The 18,097-nt window shown below is 72.7% G+C and carries 15 protein-coding genes; 4 read left to right on the top strand and 11 right to left on the bottom strand.

The annotated features are described in order from the left end of the window. Positions 1 to 41: 41 nt before the first annotated feature. From murJ to AC0KTA_RS36880, 11 genes are all read right to left on the bottom strand, one after another. The gene (gene murJ / locus AC0KTA_RS36930) at positions 42 to 1,652 is read right to left on the bottom strand and encodes a murein biosynthesis integral membrane protein MurJ (protein ID WP_481052551.1); all 1,611 of its coding nucleotides are present in this window, start codon (positions 1,650 to 1,652) and stop codon (positions 42 to 44) included. A 22-nt stretch (positions 1,653 to 1,674) separates the two neighbouring features. Continuing rightward, positions 1,675 to 2,865 (bottom strand): M6 family metalloprotease domain-containing protein, encoded by a 1,191-nt coding sequence (locus tag AC0KTA_RS36925; protein WP_481052550.1) that lies wholly within the window; start codon positions 2,863 to 2,865, stop codon positions 1,675 to 1,677. A 23-nt stretch (positions 2,866 to 2,888) separates the two neighbouring features. Further along, complete coding sequence (locus AC0KTA_RS36920; RefSeq protein WP_481052549.1) at positions 2,889 to 4,154, bottom strand: alpha/beta fold hydrolase; 1,266 nt, start codon at positions 4,152 to 4,154, stop codon at positions 2,889 to 2,891. Between the two features lie 240 nt (positions 4,155 to 4,394). After that, on the bottom strand, positions 4,395 to 5,096 hold the full coding sequence (locus AC0KTA_RS36915) for a GntR family transcriptional regulator (protein ID WP_481052548.1): 702 nt from the start codon (positions 5,094 to 5,096) through the stop codon (positions 4,395 to 4,397). Between the two features lie 47 nt (positions 5,097 to 5,143). Next, on the bottom strand, positions 5,144 to 6,559 hold the full coding sequence (locus AC0KTA_RS36910; RefSeq protein WP_481052547.1) for an aldehyde dehydrogenase family protein: 1,416 nt from the start codon (positions 6,557 to 6,559) through the stop codon (positions 5,144 to 5,146). Further along, positions 6,556 to 7,560: a proline racemase family protein gene (locus tag AC0KTA_RS36905; RefSeq protein ID WP_481052546.1), complete on the bottom strand. Its 1,005-nt coding sequence runs from the start codon at positions 7,558 to 7,560 to the stop codon at positions 6,556 to 6,558. The genes AC0KTA_RS36910 and AC0KTA_RS36905 overlap by 4 nt, the downstream gene beginning before the upstream one ends. Before the next feature lie 57 nt (positions 7,561 to 7,617). Beyond that, positions 7,618 to 8,526 (bottom strand): dihydrodipicolinate synthase family protein, encoded by a 909-nt coding sequence (locus AC0KTA_RS36900; protein ID WP_481052545.1) that lies wholly within the window; start codon positions 8,524 to 8,526, stop codon positions 7,618 to 7,620. 125 nt (positions 8,527 to 8,651) lie between these two features. Next, complete coding sequence (locus tag AC0KTA_RS36895) at positions 8,652 to 10,262, bottom strand: FAD-dependent oxidoreductase (protein ID WP_481052544.1); 1,611 nt, start codon at positions 10,260 to 10,262, stop codon at positions 8,652 to 8,654. After that, complete coding sequence (locus AC0KTA_RS36890) at positions 10,243 to 10,563, bottom strand: (2Fe-2S)-binding protein (protein ID WP_481052543.1); 321 nt, start codon at positions 10,561 to 10,563, stop codon at positions 10,243 to 10,245. The genes AC0KTA_RS36895 and AC0KTA_RS36890 overlap by 20 nt, the downstream gene beginning before the upstream one ends. 34 nt (positions 10,564 to 10,597) lie before the next feature. Next, positions 10,598 to 11,752 carry an NAD(P)/FAD-dependent oxidoreductase gene (locus tag AC0KTA_RS36885; RefSeq protein ID WP_481052542.1) on the bottom strand — a complete coding sequence of 385 codons (1,155 nt, stop codon included), beginning with the start codon at positions 11,750 to 11,752 and terminating at the stop codon, positions 10,598 to 10,600. Positions 11,753 to 11,883: 131 nt separating this feature from the next. Then, positions 11,884 to 13,245: an aminopeptidase P family protein gene (locus AC0KTA_RS36880; RefSeq protein WP_481052541.1), complete on the bottom strand. Its 1,362-nt coding sequence runs from the start codon at positions 13,243 to 13,245 to the stop codon at positions 11,884 to 11,886. A 131-nt stretch (positions 13,246 to 13,376) separates the two neighbouring features. Between AC0KTA_RS36880 and AC0KTA_RS36875 the strand changes: the two genes are divergently transcribed. Genes AC0KTA_RS36875 through AC0KTA_RS36860 form a run of 4 tightly spaced genes read left to right on the top strand, consistent with a single transcriptional unit; the run spans position 13,377 to position 18,095 of the window. After that, positions 13,377 to 15,116 carry an ABC transporter substrate-binding protein gene (locus tag AC0KTA_RS36875; protein WP_481052540.1) on the top strand — a complete coding sequence of 580 codons (1,740 nt, stop codon included), beginning with the start codon at positions 13,377 to 13,379 and terminating at the stop codon, positions 15,114 to 15,116. 14 nt (positions 15,117 to 15,130) lie between these two features. Next, a complete protein-coding gene (locus tag AC0KTA_RS36870; RefSeq protein ID WP_481052539.1) occupies positions 15,131 to 16,066 on the top strand; it encodes an ABC transporter permease in 936 nt (311 codons plus the stop codon). Further along, the gene (locus AC0KTA_RS36865; protein WP_481052538.1) at positions 16,063 to 17,049 is read left to right on the top strand and encodes an ABC transporter permease; all 987 of its coding nucleotides are present in this window, start codon (positions 16,063 to 16,065) and stop codon (positions 17,047 to 17,049) included. The genes AC0KTA_RS36870 and AC0KTA_RS36865 overlap by 4 nt, the downstream gene beginning before the upstream one ends. Next, entirely contained in the window at positions 17,049 to 18,095 is a 1,047-nt protein-coding gene (locus AC0KTA_RS36860; protein WP_481052537.1) for an ABC transporter ATP-binding protein, read from the top strand. Before AC0KTA_RS36865 ends, AC0KTA_RS36860 begins: the two co-directional genes overlap by 1 nt. Positions 18,096 to 18,097: the final 2 nt, after the last annotated feature.

The raw sequence follows: 18,097 nt of genomic DNA, 5'->3' as shown, positions 1-18,097 counted from the left end.
GCCGCGCGCTCCTGACGGCCACCGCCGATTGATTCGTTGATTCAGCGGGAGGCATGCAGGCGCAGCCGCAGCTCACCCACCCTCAGCAGCCGCGCGAGCAGCAGGTATCCGACGACCAGCGCGGCGGCGCCCGCGGTGAGCGCGAGGGCTGTCGTCGCGGTGTTCGTGGTGCCCGCCGAGTTCGCGCAGGCGCGGGCCACCAGCCAGGCGAGGGCACCGGCCGGGGCTGCGGCCAGGGTGAGCTTGCCATAGGTGCGCGCCAGCCGCTTGCCGTCCATGCGGCCGTCGAGGCGTCGGCGCAGCAGTCGCGCGGTGAGCAGCAGACCGACGGCGTACGACACCGTGTACGCGGCGGCCATGCCGACGACCGCCCAGCGGGCAGGCAGGAGTTGGTGGCAGGCGGTGGCCAGGGCGACGTTCACGGAGGCGATCCACGCCGCCATCCAGAACGGCGTACGGGTGTCCTCGAAGGCGTAGAAGCCGCGCAGCAGCAGGTACTGGGCGGAGAACGGGACCAGGCCGAGGCCGAAGGCCTGCAGCATCTGGCCGAGCGGCCGCGTGGCCGCCGCGTCGGCCGTGCCGTGGCCGAACAGCAGCGCCGCCGTCTGCGGGCCGAGCGCCAGGAAGAAGAACCCGGCGGGCACGATCACGACGCCGGTCAGGCGCAGCGCGCGGGACAGTTCGCCGCGCAGGTCGTCGGTGCGGCCCTGCGCGGCGGCCTTGCTCAGCCGTGGCAGGAGCGCGGTGACCAGGGAGACGGTCACGATGGACTGGGGCAGCAGCCAGATGGTCTGCGCGTACGAGTACGCCGTGTATCCGGCGCCGGCGGTGGGCAGTTGCTGGTCTGCGGCGTTGGCGTAGTTCGTGACGACGGTCAGCGCGACCTGGTTGGCGAGCACGAACAGCAGGGTCCAGCGGGCGGCGCGGGCGCTCTTGCGCAGGCCCGCGCCGCGCCAGTCGAAGCGCGGCCGGAAGCGGAAGCCGGCCTCGCGGACGTACGGGATGAGCGCGAGGGCCTGCAGGGCGATGCCGATGGTGGTGCCGAGGCCGAGGAGCCGGACCTGGGAGGCGGTGATGTCCTCGACGCGGTCCGGCGCGGTCATCAGCGTCAGGTAGGCGCCGAACATGCCGATCAGGACGACGTTGTTCAGGACCGGCGTCCACATCATCGCGCCGAACTTCTCGCGGGCGTTGAGGACTTGGCCGAGCATCCCGAACATGCCGTAGAAGAAGATCTGCGGCAGCAGGAACCGCGCGAAGACGACGGTGAGTTCGAAGGCCTCGTGGCTCTGTGGTGTGTCGCGCATGTACAGGCCGACGATCTGCGGGGCCGCCCACACGGCGAGCGCCGTGCCCGCCGCGAGGACGCACAGCACCAGGGTGACCAGGCGCTGCTCGTAGGCGCGGCCGCCGTCGGGCTGCGTGGCGCGGGCCCGTACGAGCTGCGGCACGAGCACGGCGTTGAGCGCGCCGCCGATCAGCAGCGTGTACAGGCCGGTGGGCACGGTGTTGGCCGTGTTGTACGTGCCGGCCAGCAAGCCCGTGCCGAGTGCCGCCGCCTGGAGGACCTGCCGGATCAGGCCGGTCGCGCGGGAGACGACGGTGCCGACGGTGCCGACGGTGCCGACGGTGCCGACGGTGCCGACGGCCATCAGCTGCTGTCAGCAATTGCTCTCACGTTTTGCTGAGCCGGACGGTGTCGCCCGCCCCGCCGCCCGAGACGACGGTGATCCTCGCGCCGGTTTCGGGGTCGGTGAAGGTCTGGCCGGGGGCGTGGGCGGCCAGGTCCAGTGAGGTGCAGCCGGGAGGTGGGGTGGCGGACGATTCGGGGTTCATGACTCTGATGGGGCCCTCGCCGGTCTCGGTGGCGGAGTGGACCTTGTAGATGAGGACGCCGGTGGAGCAGGCGGTGCGGTCGTGGCCCTCGGCGCGGCGGGATTCGGCCACGTACGCCGTCGTCTCGCCGGTGCGCAGGACGGCGATCTTGGTGCCGCCCGGGCGCTCCACCGGAGTCAGCCGGACGGTGCGCCGTCCGTTCGCGGGCAGGCAGGCCACCTGGCCGTCACGGATCCAGCGGAGCTTCCAGGAGTGCCAGCCGAGGTACTGCGGCGCGCGTCCCGCGATGTTGCCCATGACGTCCCAGCCGCCGGCGTACCGGTGGGTGTCGCCCGAGAACGCGTAGAGGTCGGGCAGGCCGAAGGTGTGGCCGGTCTCGTGGGCGGCGACCTTGTGTCCCCAGCGCCACAGGTCCTGCCCGAAGGTGATCCCCCACCGGACGCGCCTGCCGTCGGCGACGACGCCGGGCGTTGCGGGGTCGTAGAGGTAGGTCGGCGAGAAGGAGATGGCGGCCGCCGTCCTGGCGGGGACGACATAGACCATGTCGTAGCGGGAGAAGTCCGCGTGTGGGTCGGCGGCGGTGATGGCGTCGCGTACGTACTTCTCGTGCGCCTCGAAGGTCAGTCCTCGCTCGAATCCGTACGAGGTGGAGGCGGCGGGCATCCGGATCCAGCGGTGCAGCGAGCTGACGGCGAGCCGGGAGCGGCCGTAGCTGGCCTGCTTCAACCATGGGGCGGCGGGGGCGAGTTGGTCGGCGTAGGTCCGCGTGGAGTCGGTGGCGGGCGCGTCGGGGAAGTCGACGAAGAGGGTGAGGACCTTGCGGGTGCCGGTGGCGCGCTGGAACTGCCGGGGGTCGGTGTCGTGGCCTTCGTCGGTCCAGCCGGTGCGGCCGGGCAGCGCGCAGTCCGCGGCGGGCGCGGCGGGCCGGGGCGGAGTGGCCGCGTCCGCGGTGGGGGCGGTCGTGGTGAGGCAGGTGACGAGCGCGAACGCCGCGGCCAACGGCCGCGGGCGGAGGGGCTGTGCGGGCATGTCTCTCCCGGGTGTGAGGAAACCTATGCGCGGCCTGCGGCCATCGCCGTCAGGCGCTCGAGCACGCGGCCGCCGGAAGCGGTGACGCCGTCGTGCTCCCATTCGTTGGTGACCCAGACCCGGGCGGCGCCGACCTGGCGGGCGGTGCGCAGGGACAGCCCGGCGTCCACGTACATGTCGTCGTGGTAGACGGCGGCGGCGAGCGGGACCTGGTTGGCGGCGAGCCGGCCGAGGTCGTACAGCGGGGGCCAGTCGGCGCGTTCGGCCAGCAGGTCGGCGGCGTCCGCGAAGGGGCGCAGACCCGCGATGTCGCGGAACATCCAGGGGTAGATCATCTCGCCGGTGAGCAGGAGCGGGTCCGCGTCCTCGGTGAACTCCGCGAAGTCCTCCAGCGCCCGCGCCGCCGCCCAGCCGGTCGGCCCGGCGCCCTGGCCGTAGAGCGTCTCCTGCATCACCGCGAACAGCGGGTTGTCGGTGAAGCCGGTCACCGCCGTCACCTGGTGCAGGAAGGTGTCGGTCAACTCCCCTTCCGCGTCCAGGGCTTCGTCCAGCAGCCAGTGGATCCGCTCGAATCCGTCGCCCATGCCGAGGACGAGGCCGAGCGTGCGCAGGCGGCGGAGGGTGAGGCGGTCCCCGTCGGGCAGGCGGACCTCGGTGGCGGCGAGCAGGTCCGCGATCTCGCGCAGACGGGTGGCGTCGCCCGGGTAGCGGGCGTAGAGGTCGCGCACGCGGTCGCGCACGCGCGGGTAGGTGCGGGCGTAGACGTCGTCGGCGGGGGCGGTGAGTCCGGGCAGGCCGCCGGTGACGTAACAGGCCTTGAGGCCCTCGGGCGCCCGGGACAGATAGGTGAGGGTGATGAATCCCCCGTAGCTCTGGCCGAGGGTCTCCCAGGCCTCGTCGCCGCAGAGTTGACGGCGTATCAGCTCGGCGTCGGCGACTATGGCGTCGGCACGGAAGTGGCCGAGGTACGCGGCCAGCCGGGCCGAGTCGGCGAAGCGGGAGGCGGCCCGGGCGGTGACGGGTGTGGAGCGGCCGGTGCCGCGCTGGTCGAGCAGGAGCACGCGGTGGGTCTTGAGCGCCTGGTCCAGCCAGCCGGGCGAACCGGCGGACGGGCGCGGGGACTTGCCGCCCGGTCCGCCCTGCAGATACAGCAGCCACGGCAGCCGTTCCCCCGCGCGGGCCGGGTCGACGACCTCACGGGCGAAGACCTGGATGGTCGGCCCGCCGGGTGCGGAGTGGTCCAGGGGGACGGCGAAGACGTGATCGACGGTCGCGTACGCGGGGTTCATGGTCCCCTTTCCAAGGTCGACAACTAAAGCATGACGTGTGACATTGCATGCGAGCGTGCAGAGGCGCCCCGTTAGGGGCGCCCGAGCGTGCAGAGGCGCCCCGTTAGGGGCGCGGGGCTGTGTCGATATGCGGCTCCGCCGCGTGAGCGCGACCAGCCCCCACCGGCCGGCAGGTTCAACGGAGCGCTTAGGACGGGCCTGCCCCGAGCATCGACCCGCGCCAGGGAGGCCCGTCTCCCGTCAGCGGGCGGCGCCCCGCTTACCCGCCCCCGCCGCAGGCCCATTCTTCGCCCACAGCGACCGAACATGCCCCAGATGCTTCGCCATGCACTTCTCCGCGGCCTTGGCGTCGCCCGCCAGCATCAGGTCGAGCAGCTCCACGTGCTCCTCCGCCGACGGGATCAGTTCGCCGCGCTCGTCCAGGGCGTTCAGGCCGTAGAGACGGGACCGCTTGCGCAGGTCGCCGACTGTTTCGACCAGGCGGTCGTTGCCGGAGAGCGCGAGCAGGGAGAGGTGGAAGCGCCGGTCGGCCTCCAGGTAGCCGATGAGGTCGTGGTCGCGGGCGGCGCGCACGATCTCCTCGGCCACCGGCCGCAGCGCCTCCAGTTCCTCCCGCGTCGCGGACCGGGTGATCCGCCCGATCATGGGGATCTCGATCAGGGCGCGGATCTCGGTGTACTGGTCGAGGTCGCGCTCGTTGACCTCGGTGACCCGGAAGCCCTTGTTGCGGACGGGCTCGACCAGGCCCTCGCGGGCCAGGTCGAGCATGGCCTCGCGCACCGGCGTGGCGGAGATGCCGAAGTCCTCGGCGAGCACCGGGGCCGAGTAGACCTCGCCGGGCCGCAGCTCGCCGGAGATCAGGGCGGCCCGCAGGGCGTGCGCGACCTGGTCCCGCAGACGCTCGCGGGTGGCGTTGAGGTCGCGCTGTTTCAGGTGACCCATGGCGGTAGTGATCCCTTCATGGCGGAGCGGATCACCAGGGTACAATGTCACGTTGTTTTCGCAGGTGACAGGGTGTAAGTCCGGGTCGTGGCATAGAACTCCAGGGCCGCGCGGCCCTGCTCGCGGGGGCCGTGGCTGGATGCCTTGGCGCCGCCGAAGGGCAGGTGGAAGTCGACGCCGGTGGACGGGGCGTTGACCCGGATCATCCCGGTGTCGAGCTGGTCGAGCCCGGTCAGGGCGGTGTCCAGGTCGGCTGTGTGCAGCGAGGTGACCAGGCCGTAGGGCACGGAGTTGGTGATCCGGACGGCATGGGCGAGATCCTCGGCGGGCAGCAGGGCGGCGATGGGGCCGAAGACCTCCTCGGACAGCAGCCGGTGCCCCGACGGGACCTTCTCCACCAGGGTCGGTGCCGCGTACCAGCCGGGCCCTTCGGGCACGGTGCCGCCCGCGAGCACGTTCAGGCCGTGCGCGGCGTCGCCGACCTGGTCGCGCGCGGGGGCGCCGATGAGCGGCCCGCACACCGTGGCCGGGTCGGCGGGGTCGCCGACCGGGACGGCCCGCAGCGCGTCGGAGAGCGCCTCGCGCAGCGGGTCGAGCGCCGCGCCGACGGCGATGACGCGGCTGGTGGCGGTGCACTTCTGGCCCGCGTATCCGGCGACGGCGGCGGCGATGTGCGCGGCCGCCACGTCGATGTCGGCGTCCGGGAGGACGATGGCCGCGTTCAGGCCGCCCATCTCGGCCTGGACCGGAATGCCGCGGGCGGTGGCGGTGTGCACGACCGCCTGGCCGACGGCGGTGGAGCCGGTGAAGGAGACCACGTCGGAGGCGGAGACGAGCGCGTTGCCCTCGGTGGCGGCGCCGGGCAGCACGGTGAACACCCCGGCGGGCAGGGCCTGTTGGACGATCTCGGCCAGGCGCTGGGCGCAGGCGGTGGCCTCCGGCGCGGGCTTGAGGACGACCGCGTTGCCGACGGCGAGCGCCGGGGCCGCCTTCCAACTGGGGATGGCGAAGGGGAAGTTCCACGGGGTGATGAGGCCGGCCACGCCGTGCGGCCGACGGCGGGTCAGCAGCAGCCCGGCACCGGCGGCCGGCTCGTGGACGGCGCCGGCGGACTCGTACGGAGCCTGGGCGTAGTACCGCCAGATCGCGGCGGTGCGCGCGACCTCGGCGCGGGCCTCGGTGAGCGGCTTGCCGACCTCGCGGACGGCGAGCGCGGCCAGTTCCTCCGCCGCGGCCTCGACCGCGGCGGCGACCGTGCCGAGGGCGGCCGAGCGGGCGGCGGCTCCGCCGAGCAGCCAGCCGGTCTTGGCCGCGCGGGCCCGCTCGACGGTGTCGACGGCGGCGAAGGCACCGGGGGCGGTGAACCGGAGGACCACGTCGGACGGTTCGGCCGGGTTGCGGGAGGTGAGCGAGGCCGCGGAAGACCCGGCGGACTGGGCGGACAGAGGGGATTCGGCGGTCACAGGAGGAAGCCTCCGGGGAAGGGGTCGTCCGGGTCGAGGAAGTACTGGGCGGTGCCGGTGAGCCAGGCGCGCCCGGTGATGGTCGGTACGACGGCGGGCACCCCGCCGACCTCGGCCTCGGCGACGAGCCGGCCGGTGAACCGCGTACCGATGAAGGACTCGTTGACGAAGTCGCGGTCCAGCGGCAGTTCGCCGCGGGCGTGCAGCTGAGCCATCCGGGCCGAGGTGCCGGTGCCGCACGGCGAGCGGTCGAACCAGCCCGGGTGGATGGCCATGGCGTGCCGCGAGTGGCGGGCGTCGGAGCCGGGCGCGGCCAGGTAGACGTGCTTGACACCGGCGATGTCCGGCCGCTCCGGGTGGACGGGCCGGTCCGGCGAGGCGTTGATGGCGTCCATGACGGCGAGCCCGGCGGCGAGCAGGTCGTTCTTGCGGGAGCGGTCGAACGGCAGGCCCAGCGCGTCGAGTTCGACGAAGGCGTAGAAGTTGCCGCCGAAGGCGAGGTCGTAGGTGACCGTGCCGAAGCCGGGCACCTCCGCCTTGCGCTCCAGGCCCGCGCAGAACGCGGGCACATTGGTGATCGTGGCAGACCTGGCGGCCCCGTCCTCGACGCGCACGTCGACCGGGATCAGCCCCGCCGGGGTGTCCAGGCGCACCGTGGTGACCGGTTCGGTGACCGCGACCATGCCGGTCTCCACCAGGACGGTGGCCACTCCGAGGGTGCCGTGGCCGCACATCGGCAGCAGGCCGGAGACCTCGATGAACAGCACGCCGTAGTCGGCGTCGGGGCGGGTGGGCGGCTGGAGGATCGCCCCGCTCATCGCGGAGTGGCCGCGCGGCTCGTACATCAGCAGCGTACGGAGGTGGTCCAGGTGATCGATGAAGTGCAGCCTGCGCTCGGCCATGGTGGCGCCGGGGATGACCCCGACGCCACCGGTGATCACGCGCGTGGGCATGCCCTCGGTGTGCGAGTCGACGGCGTGGAAGACATGACGCGTACGCACAGGGAGTCCTTTCGGAGCGGGTGGTCGCGGTCAGCGGTGCGGAGCGGGTGGTCGCCGTCAGCGGTGACCGTGGGCGACGGCCTTCTCGGTGGCGGCAAGGACCTGGGTCCTGATCTCCTCGGCGAGCGGGGAGCGCGGCGGGCGGACCGGGCCGCCGCGGCGGCCGACGACCTCCATGGACAGCTTGATCGCCTGCACGAACTCGGTCTTGGAGTCCCAGCGCAGCAGGGAGTGCAGGGAGCGGTAGAGCGGCAGGGCCGTGGTCAGGTCGCCCGCGACGGCCGCGTGGTAGAGCTCGGCGCAGGAGGCGGGCAGGGCGTTCGGGTAGCCCGCGATCCAGCCGACCGCTCCGGCCACGGCGAGTTCGAGCAGTACGTCGTCTGCGCCGATCAACAGGTCCAGTTCCGGGGCGAGTTCGGCGATCTCGTACGCCCTGCGCACATCGCCGGAGAACTCCTTGACCGCGACGACCGAGCCCTCCCGGTGCAGCTCGGCGAGGAGCGCGGGGGTGAGGTCGACCTTGGTGTCGATCGGGTTGTTGTACGCCACGACGGGCACCCCGGCCTTGGCGACCTCGGCGTAGTGGGCGCGCACGGCCTGCTCGTCGGCGCGGTAGGCGTTGGGGGGAAGGAGCAGGACCGAGCCGCAGCCGGCCTCGGCCGCGTGCTCGGCCCAGCGGCGGGCCTCGGCACTGCCGTAGGCGGCGACGCCGGGCATGACGCGCGCCGCGTCGCCCGCCGCCTCGACGGCCGTGCGCACCACGCGGGCGCGCTCGTCGTCGGTGAGGGTCTGGTACTCGCCGAGCGAGCCGTTGGGGACGACGCCGTCGCAGCCGTTGTCGATCAGCCAGCGGACGTGCTCGGCGTAGGCGTCGTAGTCCACGGCCAGATCGTCCCGCAGCGGCAGCGCGGTGGCGACCATGACGCCGCGCCAGGGGCGGGTGGTGTTCCAGGTGGTGACGGTCATGTCGGACGACCTCTCTATAGTGTGTGACATTTTATTGAAATGCGCGGCGACCACAAGGGGGCCGTGGCCGGCGGGTTTACGGGTCTGTGGATGTATGGGTGCGTGGGGGGCGGTGGATCTGGGGGTCAGTGGGGGCGACGGGGGGCCGAGCCGGGTGCGGACGGATCGGCAGGGTCCGCGCGTTCATCGGGGGCGGCGGGTCCGTGTCCGTCGGGTCCGGCTGGTTCGGCGGGCTCGGCTGGTGCGGCGGGCCCGGCGGATTGTTCGTCGAGCGAGGCGAGCGCCGCCAGCGGTACCGGCACCGCGAACGGGCGGCGTTCGGCGGGTGGCTCCCCTGGCCCGTCGCCCGCCGCGAGGCAGGCCACGCCCGCCCCGCACATCCTCCCCTGACACCAGCCCATGCCCGCGCGGGTGAGGAGCTTGACGGTGCGCGCGTCACGGGCGCCGAGATCGGCGACCGCCGCGCGAATGCTGCCCGCGGTCGCCTCCTCGCACCGGCACACATCCGTGTCGTCGGTCAGCCAGCGCGACCAGCCCGGTCCGGGGGCGTGCGCGGCGGCCATGGCGTCGGCGAAGGCGCGCATGCGGTCGCGGCGGCGCCGGAGTTCCCGGACGCGACCGCCGTGGGCGGGGCGGGCGCGCAGCCGGGCGGCGATCGCGAGTCCCGCCAATTCACCTTCCACGCGGGCGAGTTGGGCCCCGCCGATGCCGCCGGTCTCTCCCGCCGCCCACAGGCCTCGCACCGACGTCTCCTGAAGGTCGTCCAGGAGGAGGGCGGTGGCGCGGTCCGGGGTGGTGCGGGTCGCGCAGCCGAGCGTCGTGGCCAGTTCGATCTGCGGTACGAGGCCGTGCCCCACGGCGAGCGCGTCGCACGCGACCCGTCGCCCCGTCCCCGGCAGCGGCCGCCAGTCGCGGTCGAGCCGGGCGACCGTGACCGCCTCCACCCGGTCGCGGCCGTGCACTTCGGTGACCGCGCTGCGGGTGCGCAGCCGCACCCGGTGCCGCAGCAGCACACTGCCGTGCACCACCGCCTCGGCCAGTTTGTGCGGGTTGGCCGCGAGAACGCGGGGGTGACGTGCGTACGCCAGATAGCCGGAGGCCTCGATCACGGCTGGCACCCGCGCTCCGGCGGCGGCCAGCGAGGAGGCGACCGCGAGGAGCAGGGGGCCGCTGCCGGCCACGACCACGCGCCTGCCGGGCAGCACGAGGCCGGACTTGAGCATGGCCTGGGCTCCCCCGGCCCCCACCACGCCGGGCAACGTCCAGCCGGGGAAGGGGAGTTGACGTTCGTACGCACCGGTCGCCAGGAGGACGGCCCGGGCCCGCACCCGCACCGGCCGCTCCGCGCAGCCGTCGGCCCCGGTGACGGCGTGCGCGGTCCACGAGTCGTCGCCCTCCCGGGAGACGGTCCATACGTGGTGCCCGCCGAGACGGGTCACGTCGCTCGCCTCCAGGCGCCGGCGCAGATCGGCGTAGGCGGACCAGTCGTGGTGCAGGGCTTCGGGGCGCAGCGCCCCGACGGCCGGTGCCGGGTGACGGTAGAACTGCCCGCCGGTGCCGGTCGCGGTGTCCAACAGGACGACGGACAGGCCGAGTTCGGCGGCGGTCACGGCCCCCGCGAGGCCGGCCGAGCCCGCGCCGATCACCGCGAGGTCGTACGGTCCGGAAGGTCCAGAAGGCCCGGCCGATCCGGAAGATCCGTCCGGTCCGGCCGGTTCAGGCGCCGAGGCGGTCATGGCCGTGTCCTTCCTGGGTCGTGATCGCGTCGCCGGGGCGGGCCGGCACCAGGCAGGCCCTGCGGTTGGGCGAGCCGTTGATGGTGGCGAGGCAGTCGTAGCACTGTCCGATGCCGCAGAAGGCGCCGCGCGGTCGGCCGCCCACCCGGGTGGTGCGCCAGGCGAGGATGTCCGCGGCCCACAGCGCGGCGGCGACGGACTGCCCGGGCAGGGCGGTGACGGGACGGCCGTCGAAGGTGATCTCGAACGGCGGTCCGGGCTGCGCGCCGACCAGGTCGGCGGGGGTACGGGCACGGGCCACGGTGGGCCTCCTCTCGTATCTGCGAGCGCGGGGGTCAGACTGTGGCCGCGAAGCGTCTGGGATCGAACGGGCCCGTGTCCAAGGGCAGTTCACCGCCGGTCAGGCACCGCGCCACGATCAGCCCGGTGGCCGGGGCGAGCCCGATGCCCGCGCCCTCGTGCCCGCAGGCGTGCAGCAGACCGGGCACGCGGGGGTCGGACCCGATCGCGGGCAGGTGGTCGGGAAGGTAGGGCCGGAACCCGGCGTACGTCCGCATCGCCCGGACCCCGGCGAGGACCGGGAACAGCGCGGTCGCCTGGGCCGCGAGGCGCCGCAGCACCTCGGTGGACAGGGTGCGGTCGAAGCCGACCCGCTCCCGGCTGGCGCCGATCAGGACCGGGCCCGCCGGAGTGCCCTCGACGACCGCCGAGGTCTGCAGCGCCGCCGAGCCGCTGGCGACATCGGCGACGTAGTCGGCCGCGTACACCTTGCGCCGCACCACGCGCGGCAGCGGTTCGGTGACGAGGACGAAGCCTCTGCGGGGCAGGACCGGCAGGTCCACGCCCGCGAGTGCGGCGACCTCGCCGCCCCAGGTGCCCGCGGCGTTCACCACGTACGCGGCGTGCAGCTCGCCGGTCGCCGTCGCGACCCCGCGCACTTCTCCGTTGCCGCCGGTGAGGAGGCCGGTGACCTCCTCACCGAGCCTGAGGCGCACGCGGTCGCCGCCCGCCTTCAGCAGGTGGGCGGCGGCGAGGGCGGGCATGACCTGCGCGTCCTGCGGGTAGTGGAAGCCGCCCGCGAGGCCGGGAGCCAGGTGCGGCTCCAGGTCGTGGAGCCGGTCGCCCGGCACCTCCTCCGCCCGCACCCCGGCCGTCTCCTGCCCGGCGGCGAAGGCGCGCAGGGCGCGCATCCCTTCTTCCCCGGAGGCGACGACCAGGCCGCCCTTGGCCTCGTACTCGATCTGCGGCGGGAGCAGTTCGGTCAGCTCCCGCCACAACTCGGCGGAGAGCAGGGCCAGTTCCAGTTCGGGTCCCGGCTCCTTGTCGGAGACCAGGAGGTTTCCCTCGCCGGAGCCTGTGGTGCCGCCCGCGACCGGACCGCGGTCCATCACGGTGACGGTGAGGCCGGCCTGCGCGGCGTAGTACGCGCAGGCCGCGCCGACCACGCCCGCGCCGACGACGATGACGTCCGAGGAGTTTCTCGTGAGCACGTCAGTAATATTTCACATGGCACAGACAATGCCAAGGCTTTCGCGCAACTGTCGCCTGTCGCCGCGGCCCCGCCAGGTTGTCGCCGCGGCCCCATTGGGCCGTCACCCCTGCCACCGCGGCACCTTCGACGTCAGCCCTCCAGCAAGGCGCCCATCCACTCCTCCACGCCGTCCGGCGTCCTCGGCAGGGCGCCCGACATCAGCCGGGCCCCGTCCTCGGTGATGACGAGGTCGTCCTCGATGCGCACCCCGATGCCGCGCAGTTCGCGCGGCAGGGTCTCGTCGTCCGGCTGGAGGTAGAGGCCGGGTTCGACGGTGAGCACCTGCCCCGCTTCGAGCACGCCGTCGAGATACGCGTCGGCCCTGGCCTGGGCGCAGTCGTGGAGGTCGAGGCCGAGCATGTGACCGCTGCTGCAGAGCGTGTAGCGCCGGTGGAAGTCGCCGTCGGCGTGCTTCAGCACCCCCCATTCCACGAGCTCTTCGGCGATGACCCGCATGGCGGCCCGGTGGAAGTCGCGGAAGCGGGCGCCGGGCCGCAGCGCGTCGATGCCCGCGTCCTGCGCCGCGAGGACGAGCTCATAGACCTGCCGCTGGACCGGGGAGAAGCGGCCGGAGAGCGGCAGTGTGCGCGTGATGTCGGCCGTGTAGAGGCTGTCGGTCTCGACGCCCGCGTCGAGCAGCAGCAACTCCCCCGCGTCCAGGGGGCCGTCGTTGCGTATCCAGTGCAGGACGCAGGCGTGGGCGCCGGACGCGGCGATGGTCTCGTAGCCGGTCCCGTTGCCCTCGGCGCGGGCGCGCAGCCCGAAGACGCCCTCGATCCAGCGCTCGCCGCGCGGGTGGGCGAGGGCGCGCGGCAGGGCGCGTACGACGTCTTCGAAGCCGGCCGTGGTGTGGTCGACGGCGAGCTGCAGCTGACCGATCTCCCAGGCGTCCTTGACCAGCCTCAACTCGCTCAGCACGGAGGCGAGTTCGCTGTCGCGGGCGGCGTTCCGGCCCGGCGGCAGGCCGTCGAGCCGCATGCACCGGATGCCGGTCATCCGCTCGGCCTCCGCGAGGTCGGGGCGGCGGCCGACCCAGAACTCGCCGTAGCGGCGGTCGCGGTAGAAGCCGTTGTCGGTGCGCGGGGAGCGGGGGCGCAGGTGCAGCACCGCCTCATGGCCGGCAGGACCGTCGGGTTCGAGGACCAGCACATGGCCCGCCTGGTCCTCGCCGGACAGGCCGGTCAGCCAGGTGTAGGCACTGTGCGGGCGGAAGCGGTGGTCGCAGTCGTTGGCGCGGACCTTGAGCTCGCCCGCCGGGACGATCAGGCGCTCGCCGGGGAAGCGGGCGGAGAGCCGGGCGCGGCGGGCCGGGGTGAGGCCGGCGGCGGGCAGCCGGATGCCGTCGGGCAGCGGGGTGGGAGCCCAGTCGCGGGCCATGAAGGACGCGAACTCGGGTGAGGCGGGAAGGTCGTGGCTGACCGTGCGGATGCCGGTCGCTGCGGGCTCGTTCACGAGACCCCCTTCGGACACAGGTGAGTAACGGACGGGATGACACCTTGCCAGTACAATTTCACATTACTATGTTACCGGTCACATTCCAGCCACCTTTCCGGGCTGGCCGACTGTTCTCGGAGTGACCACTGATGAACAAGCGCACCCTCACCGCAGTCGCCGCCGTCCTGGCGACGACCGTCACCCTCGGCACGGCGGGCTGTTCCGGCTCTCCGGGCAAGGGGCGCGGCGGCAAGAACCCAGCAACTGCCAATGCAGGCGCCGCAGTTGGCGGCACTCCCCAGAAGGGCGGCACTCTGACCGTCCTGTCCAACCAGGACTTCGAGCACCTCGACCCGGCCCGCAACTGGGTCGTGAGCACGATGGACTTCGGCACCCGGCTGCTGTACCGCACCCTCGTCACGTACAAAGCCGCACCCGGCACCGCGGGCGGCGAGCTCGTGCCCGACCTCGCGGCCGATCTCGGCACCCCCTCCAACGGGGCCAGGACCTGGACCTTCCGCCTCAAGAAGGGCGTCAAGTACGAGGACGGGACCCCCGTCACGGCCCAGGACATCAAGTACAACGTGGAGCGGTCCTTCTCCCCCGACCTGCCCGGCGGCGCCGACTACGCGGCCCGCTATCTCACCGGGGCCGAGGGCTACCGGGGCCCGGCCGAGGGCAAGCACCTGGACTCCATCAAGACCCCGGACGACCACACGATCGTCTTCGAACTGCGCAAGCCCTTCGCGGAGTTCCGCAACGTCACCGTGATGCCGACGTTCGCGCCGGTGCCGAAGAAGCGGGACAACGGGCCGCGGTACGACAACAGGCCCTTCTCCTCGGGGCCGTACAAGATCCAGTCGTACCAGCGCGGGAAGAAGCTGGTCCTGGTGCGCAACCCGCACTGGAGCCCGTCGACCGACCAGGTGCGCAAGGCGTACCCGGACAAGCTCATGATGGTGATGGGCCTGAAGGCCAACCAGATCGACGACCGGCTCATCGCCTCGCAGGGCGCGGACGCCTCCGCCGTGTCCTGGGGAGCCGTGCGGCCGGAGAGCGCCGCCAAGGTGCTGCCGAGCGCCGAGGTGAAGAAGCGGCTGATCGCCGAGTCCACCAACTGCACCGACATGGTTCAAATGCACACCGGGCGGGCCCCGTTCGACGACGTGAAGGTCCGTCAGGCCGTGCAGTACGCCCTCGACAAGGAGTCGGTGCTCACCTCGTCCGGCGGGCCCGCCTTCAACGAGCCCTCCACCGCCTACATGCCGGCCGGCCTCTTCGACGGCAAGCAGCCCGACACCCTGAAGATCCCCGCGGAGGGTGACGTCGAGAAGGCCAAGAAGCTGCTCAAGGAGGCGGGCAAGCCGGGCGGCTTCACCACCAAGATGACCGTCTCCGTCGGGGACAAGGGCCGCGCCGAGGCGATACAGCAGTCGCTCGGCAAGGCCGGCATCAAGGTCACCATCGAGACCGTCGACCCGTCCGCGTTCTACGCCACGATCGGCGACACCAAGAACCGCACCGACATGGTCTACACGGGCTGGTGTCCGGACTACCCGTCCGGCTCCACCTTCCTGCCCTTCGTCTTCGACGGCCGGTTCATCAAGGAGAAGGGCAACCAGGGCAACCATTCCCTGTTCCGCGACAAGCCGACCATGAAGCGCATCGACGAGATCGCCGCCATGACCGACGCCAAGAAGGCGGCCGCCGCCTGGCGGGAGCTGGACGGCGAGATCCTCGCCAAGGCCCCGACCGTGCCGGTCCTGGTGCGCCGCTGGCCGCTGGTGCTCGGCACCAACATCGCGGGCGCGTACGGCCAGACATCGTTCGGCGGCCAGCTCGACTACGCCACGGTCGGCCTCAAGGACCCTTCCAAGAGCCAGGGTTGAGGGGCGGCACGACCATGACCACCCTCACCCCACCGACACCGGTCGTCGCCGCGGGCAGCGGCCCTTGGCGGACAGCCCGCGCGGAACTGCGCCGCCGCACCTCCGCGAAGATCGCGCTCGTCATCGTCGCGCTGTTCGTCGTGATGGCGGTCGCCGCTCCGCTGCTGAGCGCTCTGGGCGGCTGGTCGCCCGAGGAGTTCGACAAGACCGCGGTCGACCCCTATCTGGGCGGGCAGCCCATCGGGCCGCTGGGCGGGATCTCCGCCGAGCACTGGCTGGGCGTCGAACCCGTCACCGGACGCGATCTGTTCGCCCGGGTCGTGCACGGCGCCCAGGTCTCCCTCCTCATCGCCTTCGCCTCGACCGGGATCGTCGTCGTCGCCGGGACCGCGGCCGGGATCGCCGCCGGCTACTTCGGCGGCCGCGTCGACGCCGTCCTCAGCCGGATCATGGACCTGACCATGTCCTTCCCCTCCCTCATCTTCATGATCGCGATGATGTCGGTGGCCAAGGACGTCAACCGCATCCTCCTGATGACCGCCGTGATCGGCCTCTTCGGCTGGCCCGGCATCGCCCGCGTGGTGCGCGGCCAGACCCTCTCGCTCAAACACCGCGAGTACGTCGACGCCGCCCGCGTGGGCGGCTCGGGGCCCTGGCGGATCCTCAGCCGCGACATCCTCCCCGGCGTCGCCGGGCCCGTCATCGCGTACACGACCCTGATCATCCCCGGGATGATCGCCACCGAGGCGGCGCTGAGCTATCTCGGCGTCGGCGTCCGGCCACCCACGCCCTCCTGGGGCCAGATGATCGCCGAGAGCGTCGCCTTCTACGACACGGATCCCATGTACTTCGTCGTCCCGAGCACCTGTCTCTTCCTGACCGTGCTCGCGTTCACCCTGCTCGGCGACGCGCTGCGGGACATCCTCGACCCGAGGGGAAGCCGCACATGATCCTCTACATCGGCCGCCGTCTCCTCGCCGTGACCGGCGTGCTCGTCGCCGTCGCCGCCGTCACCTTCACCATCTTCTACGTCCTGCCGTCCGACCCGGCCGCCGCGGCCTGCGGCAAGTCGTGCAGCGCCGAACGCCTGGCGGCGATCCGCGCCAACATGGGCCTGGACCAGCCGGTCTGGCAGCAGTTCTGGGACTTCCTCGCCGGCATCTTCACCGGCCGCGCCATCGGCACCGGCCAGTACGCGCTGCACTGCGACTTCCCGTGCCTCGGCTACAGCTACGAGAACAGCGAGTCCGTGTGGGGCCTGCTGATGGACCGGCTGCCGGTCTCCGCCTCGCTCGCGCTCGGCGCGGCCGTGCTGTGGCTGACGCTCGGCCTGACCGCCGGGGTGACGGCCGCGCTGCGCAAGGGCACCCTCACCGACAAGCTCCTCATGGTCGGCGCCGTCGGCGCCGCCTCGCTGCCCGTCTACTTCACGTCCATGATGCTGATCTACGGGCTGATCCGGACGGCGGACCTGCTGCCCTATCCGCAGTACGTGCCCTTCGGCTCCGACCCCGTCGACTGGGCGTCCAACCTGCTGCTCCCGTGGCTCGCGCTCGCCATCCTGTACGCGGCCATGTACGCGCGCCAGAGCCGCAGTTCGATGATCGAGACGATGGCCGAGCCGTACATCCGCACGGCCCGCGCCAAGGGGCTGCCGCGCCGCACCGTCGTCGTCAAGCACGGTCTGCGGGCGGGCATGACGCCGATCCTCACCCTCTTCGGCATGGACCTGGGCGGGCTGCTCGCCGGCGCCGTCATCACCGAGTCCATCTTCGGCCTGCCGGGCATCGGACGGCTCTTCTACGGCGCCCTGTCCACCGGCGACCAGCCGGTCATCCTCGGCGTCACGCTGCTCGCCGCCACCTTCATCGTCGTCGCCAACCTGGCCGTCGACCTGCTGTACGCCGTCGTCGACCCGCGAGTGAGGTTCTGATGACCCTGCTGTCCCACGAGGACGCGCCCGGTCCTGCCGGGCCGGACACTTCCGAACCCCTGCTGTCCGTACGCGACTTGAGCGTCGCGTTCAGCACCGCGCGCGGGCCCGTCCAGGCCGTGGACCGCCTCTCCTTCGAGGTGCGGCGGGGGCACACCCTCGGCATCGTGGGAGAGTCCGGCTCCGGCAAGTCCGTCACCTCCCTGGCCGTGCTCGGCCTGCACACCGGCGCCGACGTCAGCGGCTCCATCCGCCTCGACGGCCAGGAGCTGGTCGGCCTCGACGAGCGCGGCCTGAACCGGCTGCGCGGCCGCCGCATGGCCATGATCTTCCAGGACCCGCTCTCCAGCCTGCACCCGTACTACACGGTCGGCGAACAGATCGCCGAACACCACCGCGTCCACTTCGGCTCCCGTCGCGCGGCGGCCCGGCGGCGGGCGGTGGAGATGCTCGCCGAGGTCGGCATTCCCGAGCCGGAGCGCCGGGCGGGCGAGTATCCGCACCAGTTCTCCGGTGGCATGCGCCAGCGCGTGATGATCGCGACGGCCCTCGCCTGCGAACCCGAGCTGCTCATCGCGGACGAGCCCACCACCGCGCTGGACGTCACCGTCCAGGCGCAGATCCTGGAGCTGATCGCCCGCCTCCAGCAGGACCGCGGCCTCGCCGTCGTCATGATCACCCACGATCTGGGCGTGGTCGCCCGGGTCGCCCACGACGTGCTCGTGATGTACGGCGGCCGGGCGGCCGAACAGGCCCCGGTGGACACGCTGTTCGCGACCCCCGCCCACCCCTACACGCGCGGCCTGCTCGACTCCCTGCCGCGCCTGGACGACGCCGACGACGAGCCGCTGCGGGCCATCCCCGGCAGCCCGCCCTCCCTGCTCACCCCGGCCCCCGGCTGCGCCTTCGCACCCCGCTGCCCACGGGCCGCGGCCTCCTCCGCGAGCGAACGGCTGCGGTGCGAGACGGAACAGCCCTTGCTCCACGGCCCGTCCGGCCATCCGGCCGCGTGCCACTTCCCCGCGTACGAAGGCGTCACCTCTTGACT

It is taken from the genome of Streptomyces sp. Y309 (assembly GCF_056712025.1).
Note: the sequence above shows the minus strand (reverse complement) of the source record. Positions and strands in the feature narration are given on the sequence as shown.

Coding starts and splice junctions, on each gene's coding strand:
- AC0KTA_RS36920 (WP_481052549.1), bottom strand. CDS start 4,154: ATGAACCCCGCGTACGCGACCGTCGATCACGTCTTCGCCGTCCCCCTG.
- AC0KTA_RS36860 (WP_481052537.1), top strand. CDS start 17,049: ATGACCCTGCTGTCCCACGAGGACGCGCCCGGTCCTGCCGGGCCGGAC.
- AC0KTA_RS36875 (WP_481052540.1), top strand. CDS start 13,377: ATGAACAAGCGCACCCTCACCGCAGTCGCCGCCGTCCTGGCGACGACC.
- AC0KTA_RS36900 (WP_481052545.1), bottom strand. CDS start 8,526: ATGACCGTCACCACCTGGAACACCACCCGCCCCTGGCGCGGCGTCATG.
- AC0KTA_RS36915 (WP_481052548.1), bottom strand. CDS start 5,096: ATGGGTCACCTGAAACAGCGCGACCTCAACGCCACCCGCGAGCGTCTG.
- AC0KTA_RS36870 (WP_481052539.1), top strand. CDS start 15,131: ATGACCACCCTCACCCCACCGACACCGGTCGTCGCCGCGGGCAGCGGC.
- AC0KTA_RS36895 (WP_481052544.1), bottom strand. CDS start 10,262: ATGACCGCCTCGGCGCCTGAACCGGCCGGACCGGACGGATCTTCCGGA.
- AC0KTA_RS36865 (WP_481052538.1), top strand. CDS start 16,063: ATGATCCTCTACATCGGCCGCCGTCTCCTCGCCGTGACCGGCGTGCTC.
- AC0KTA_RS36925 (WP_481052550.1), bottom strand. CDS start 2,865: ATGCCCGCACAGCCCCTCCGCCCGCGGCCGTTGGCCGCGGCGTTCGCG.
- murJ (WP_481052551.1), bottom strand. CDS start 1,652: ATGGCCGTCGGCACCGTCGGCACCGTCGGCACCGTCGGCACCGTCGGC.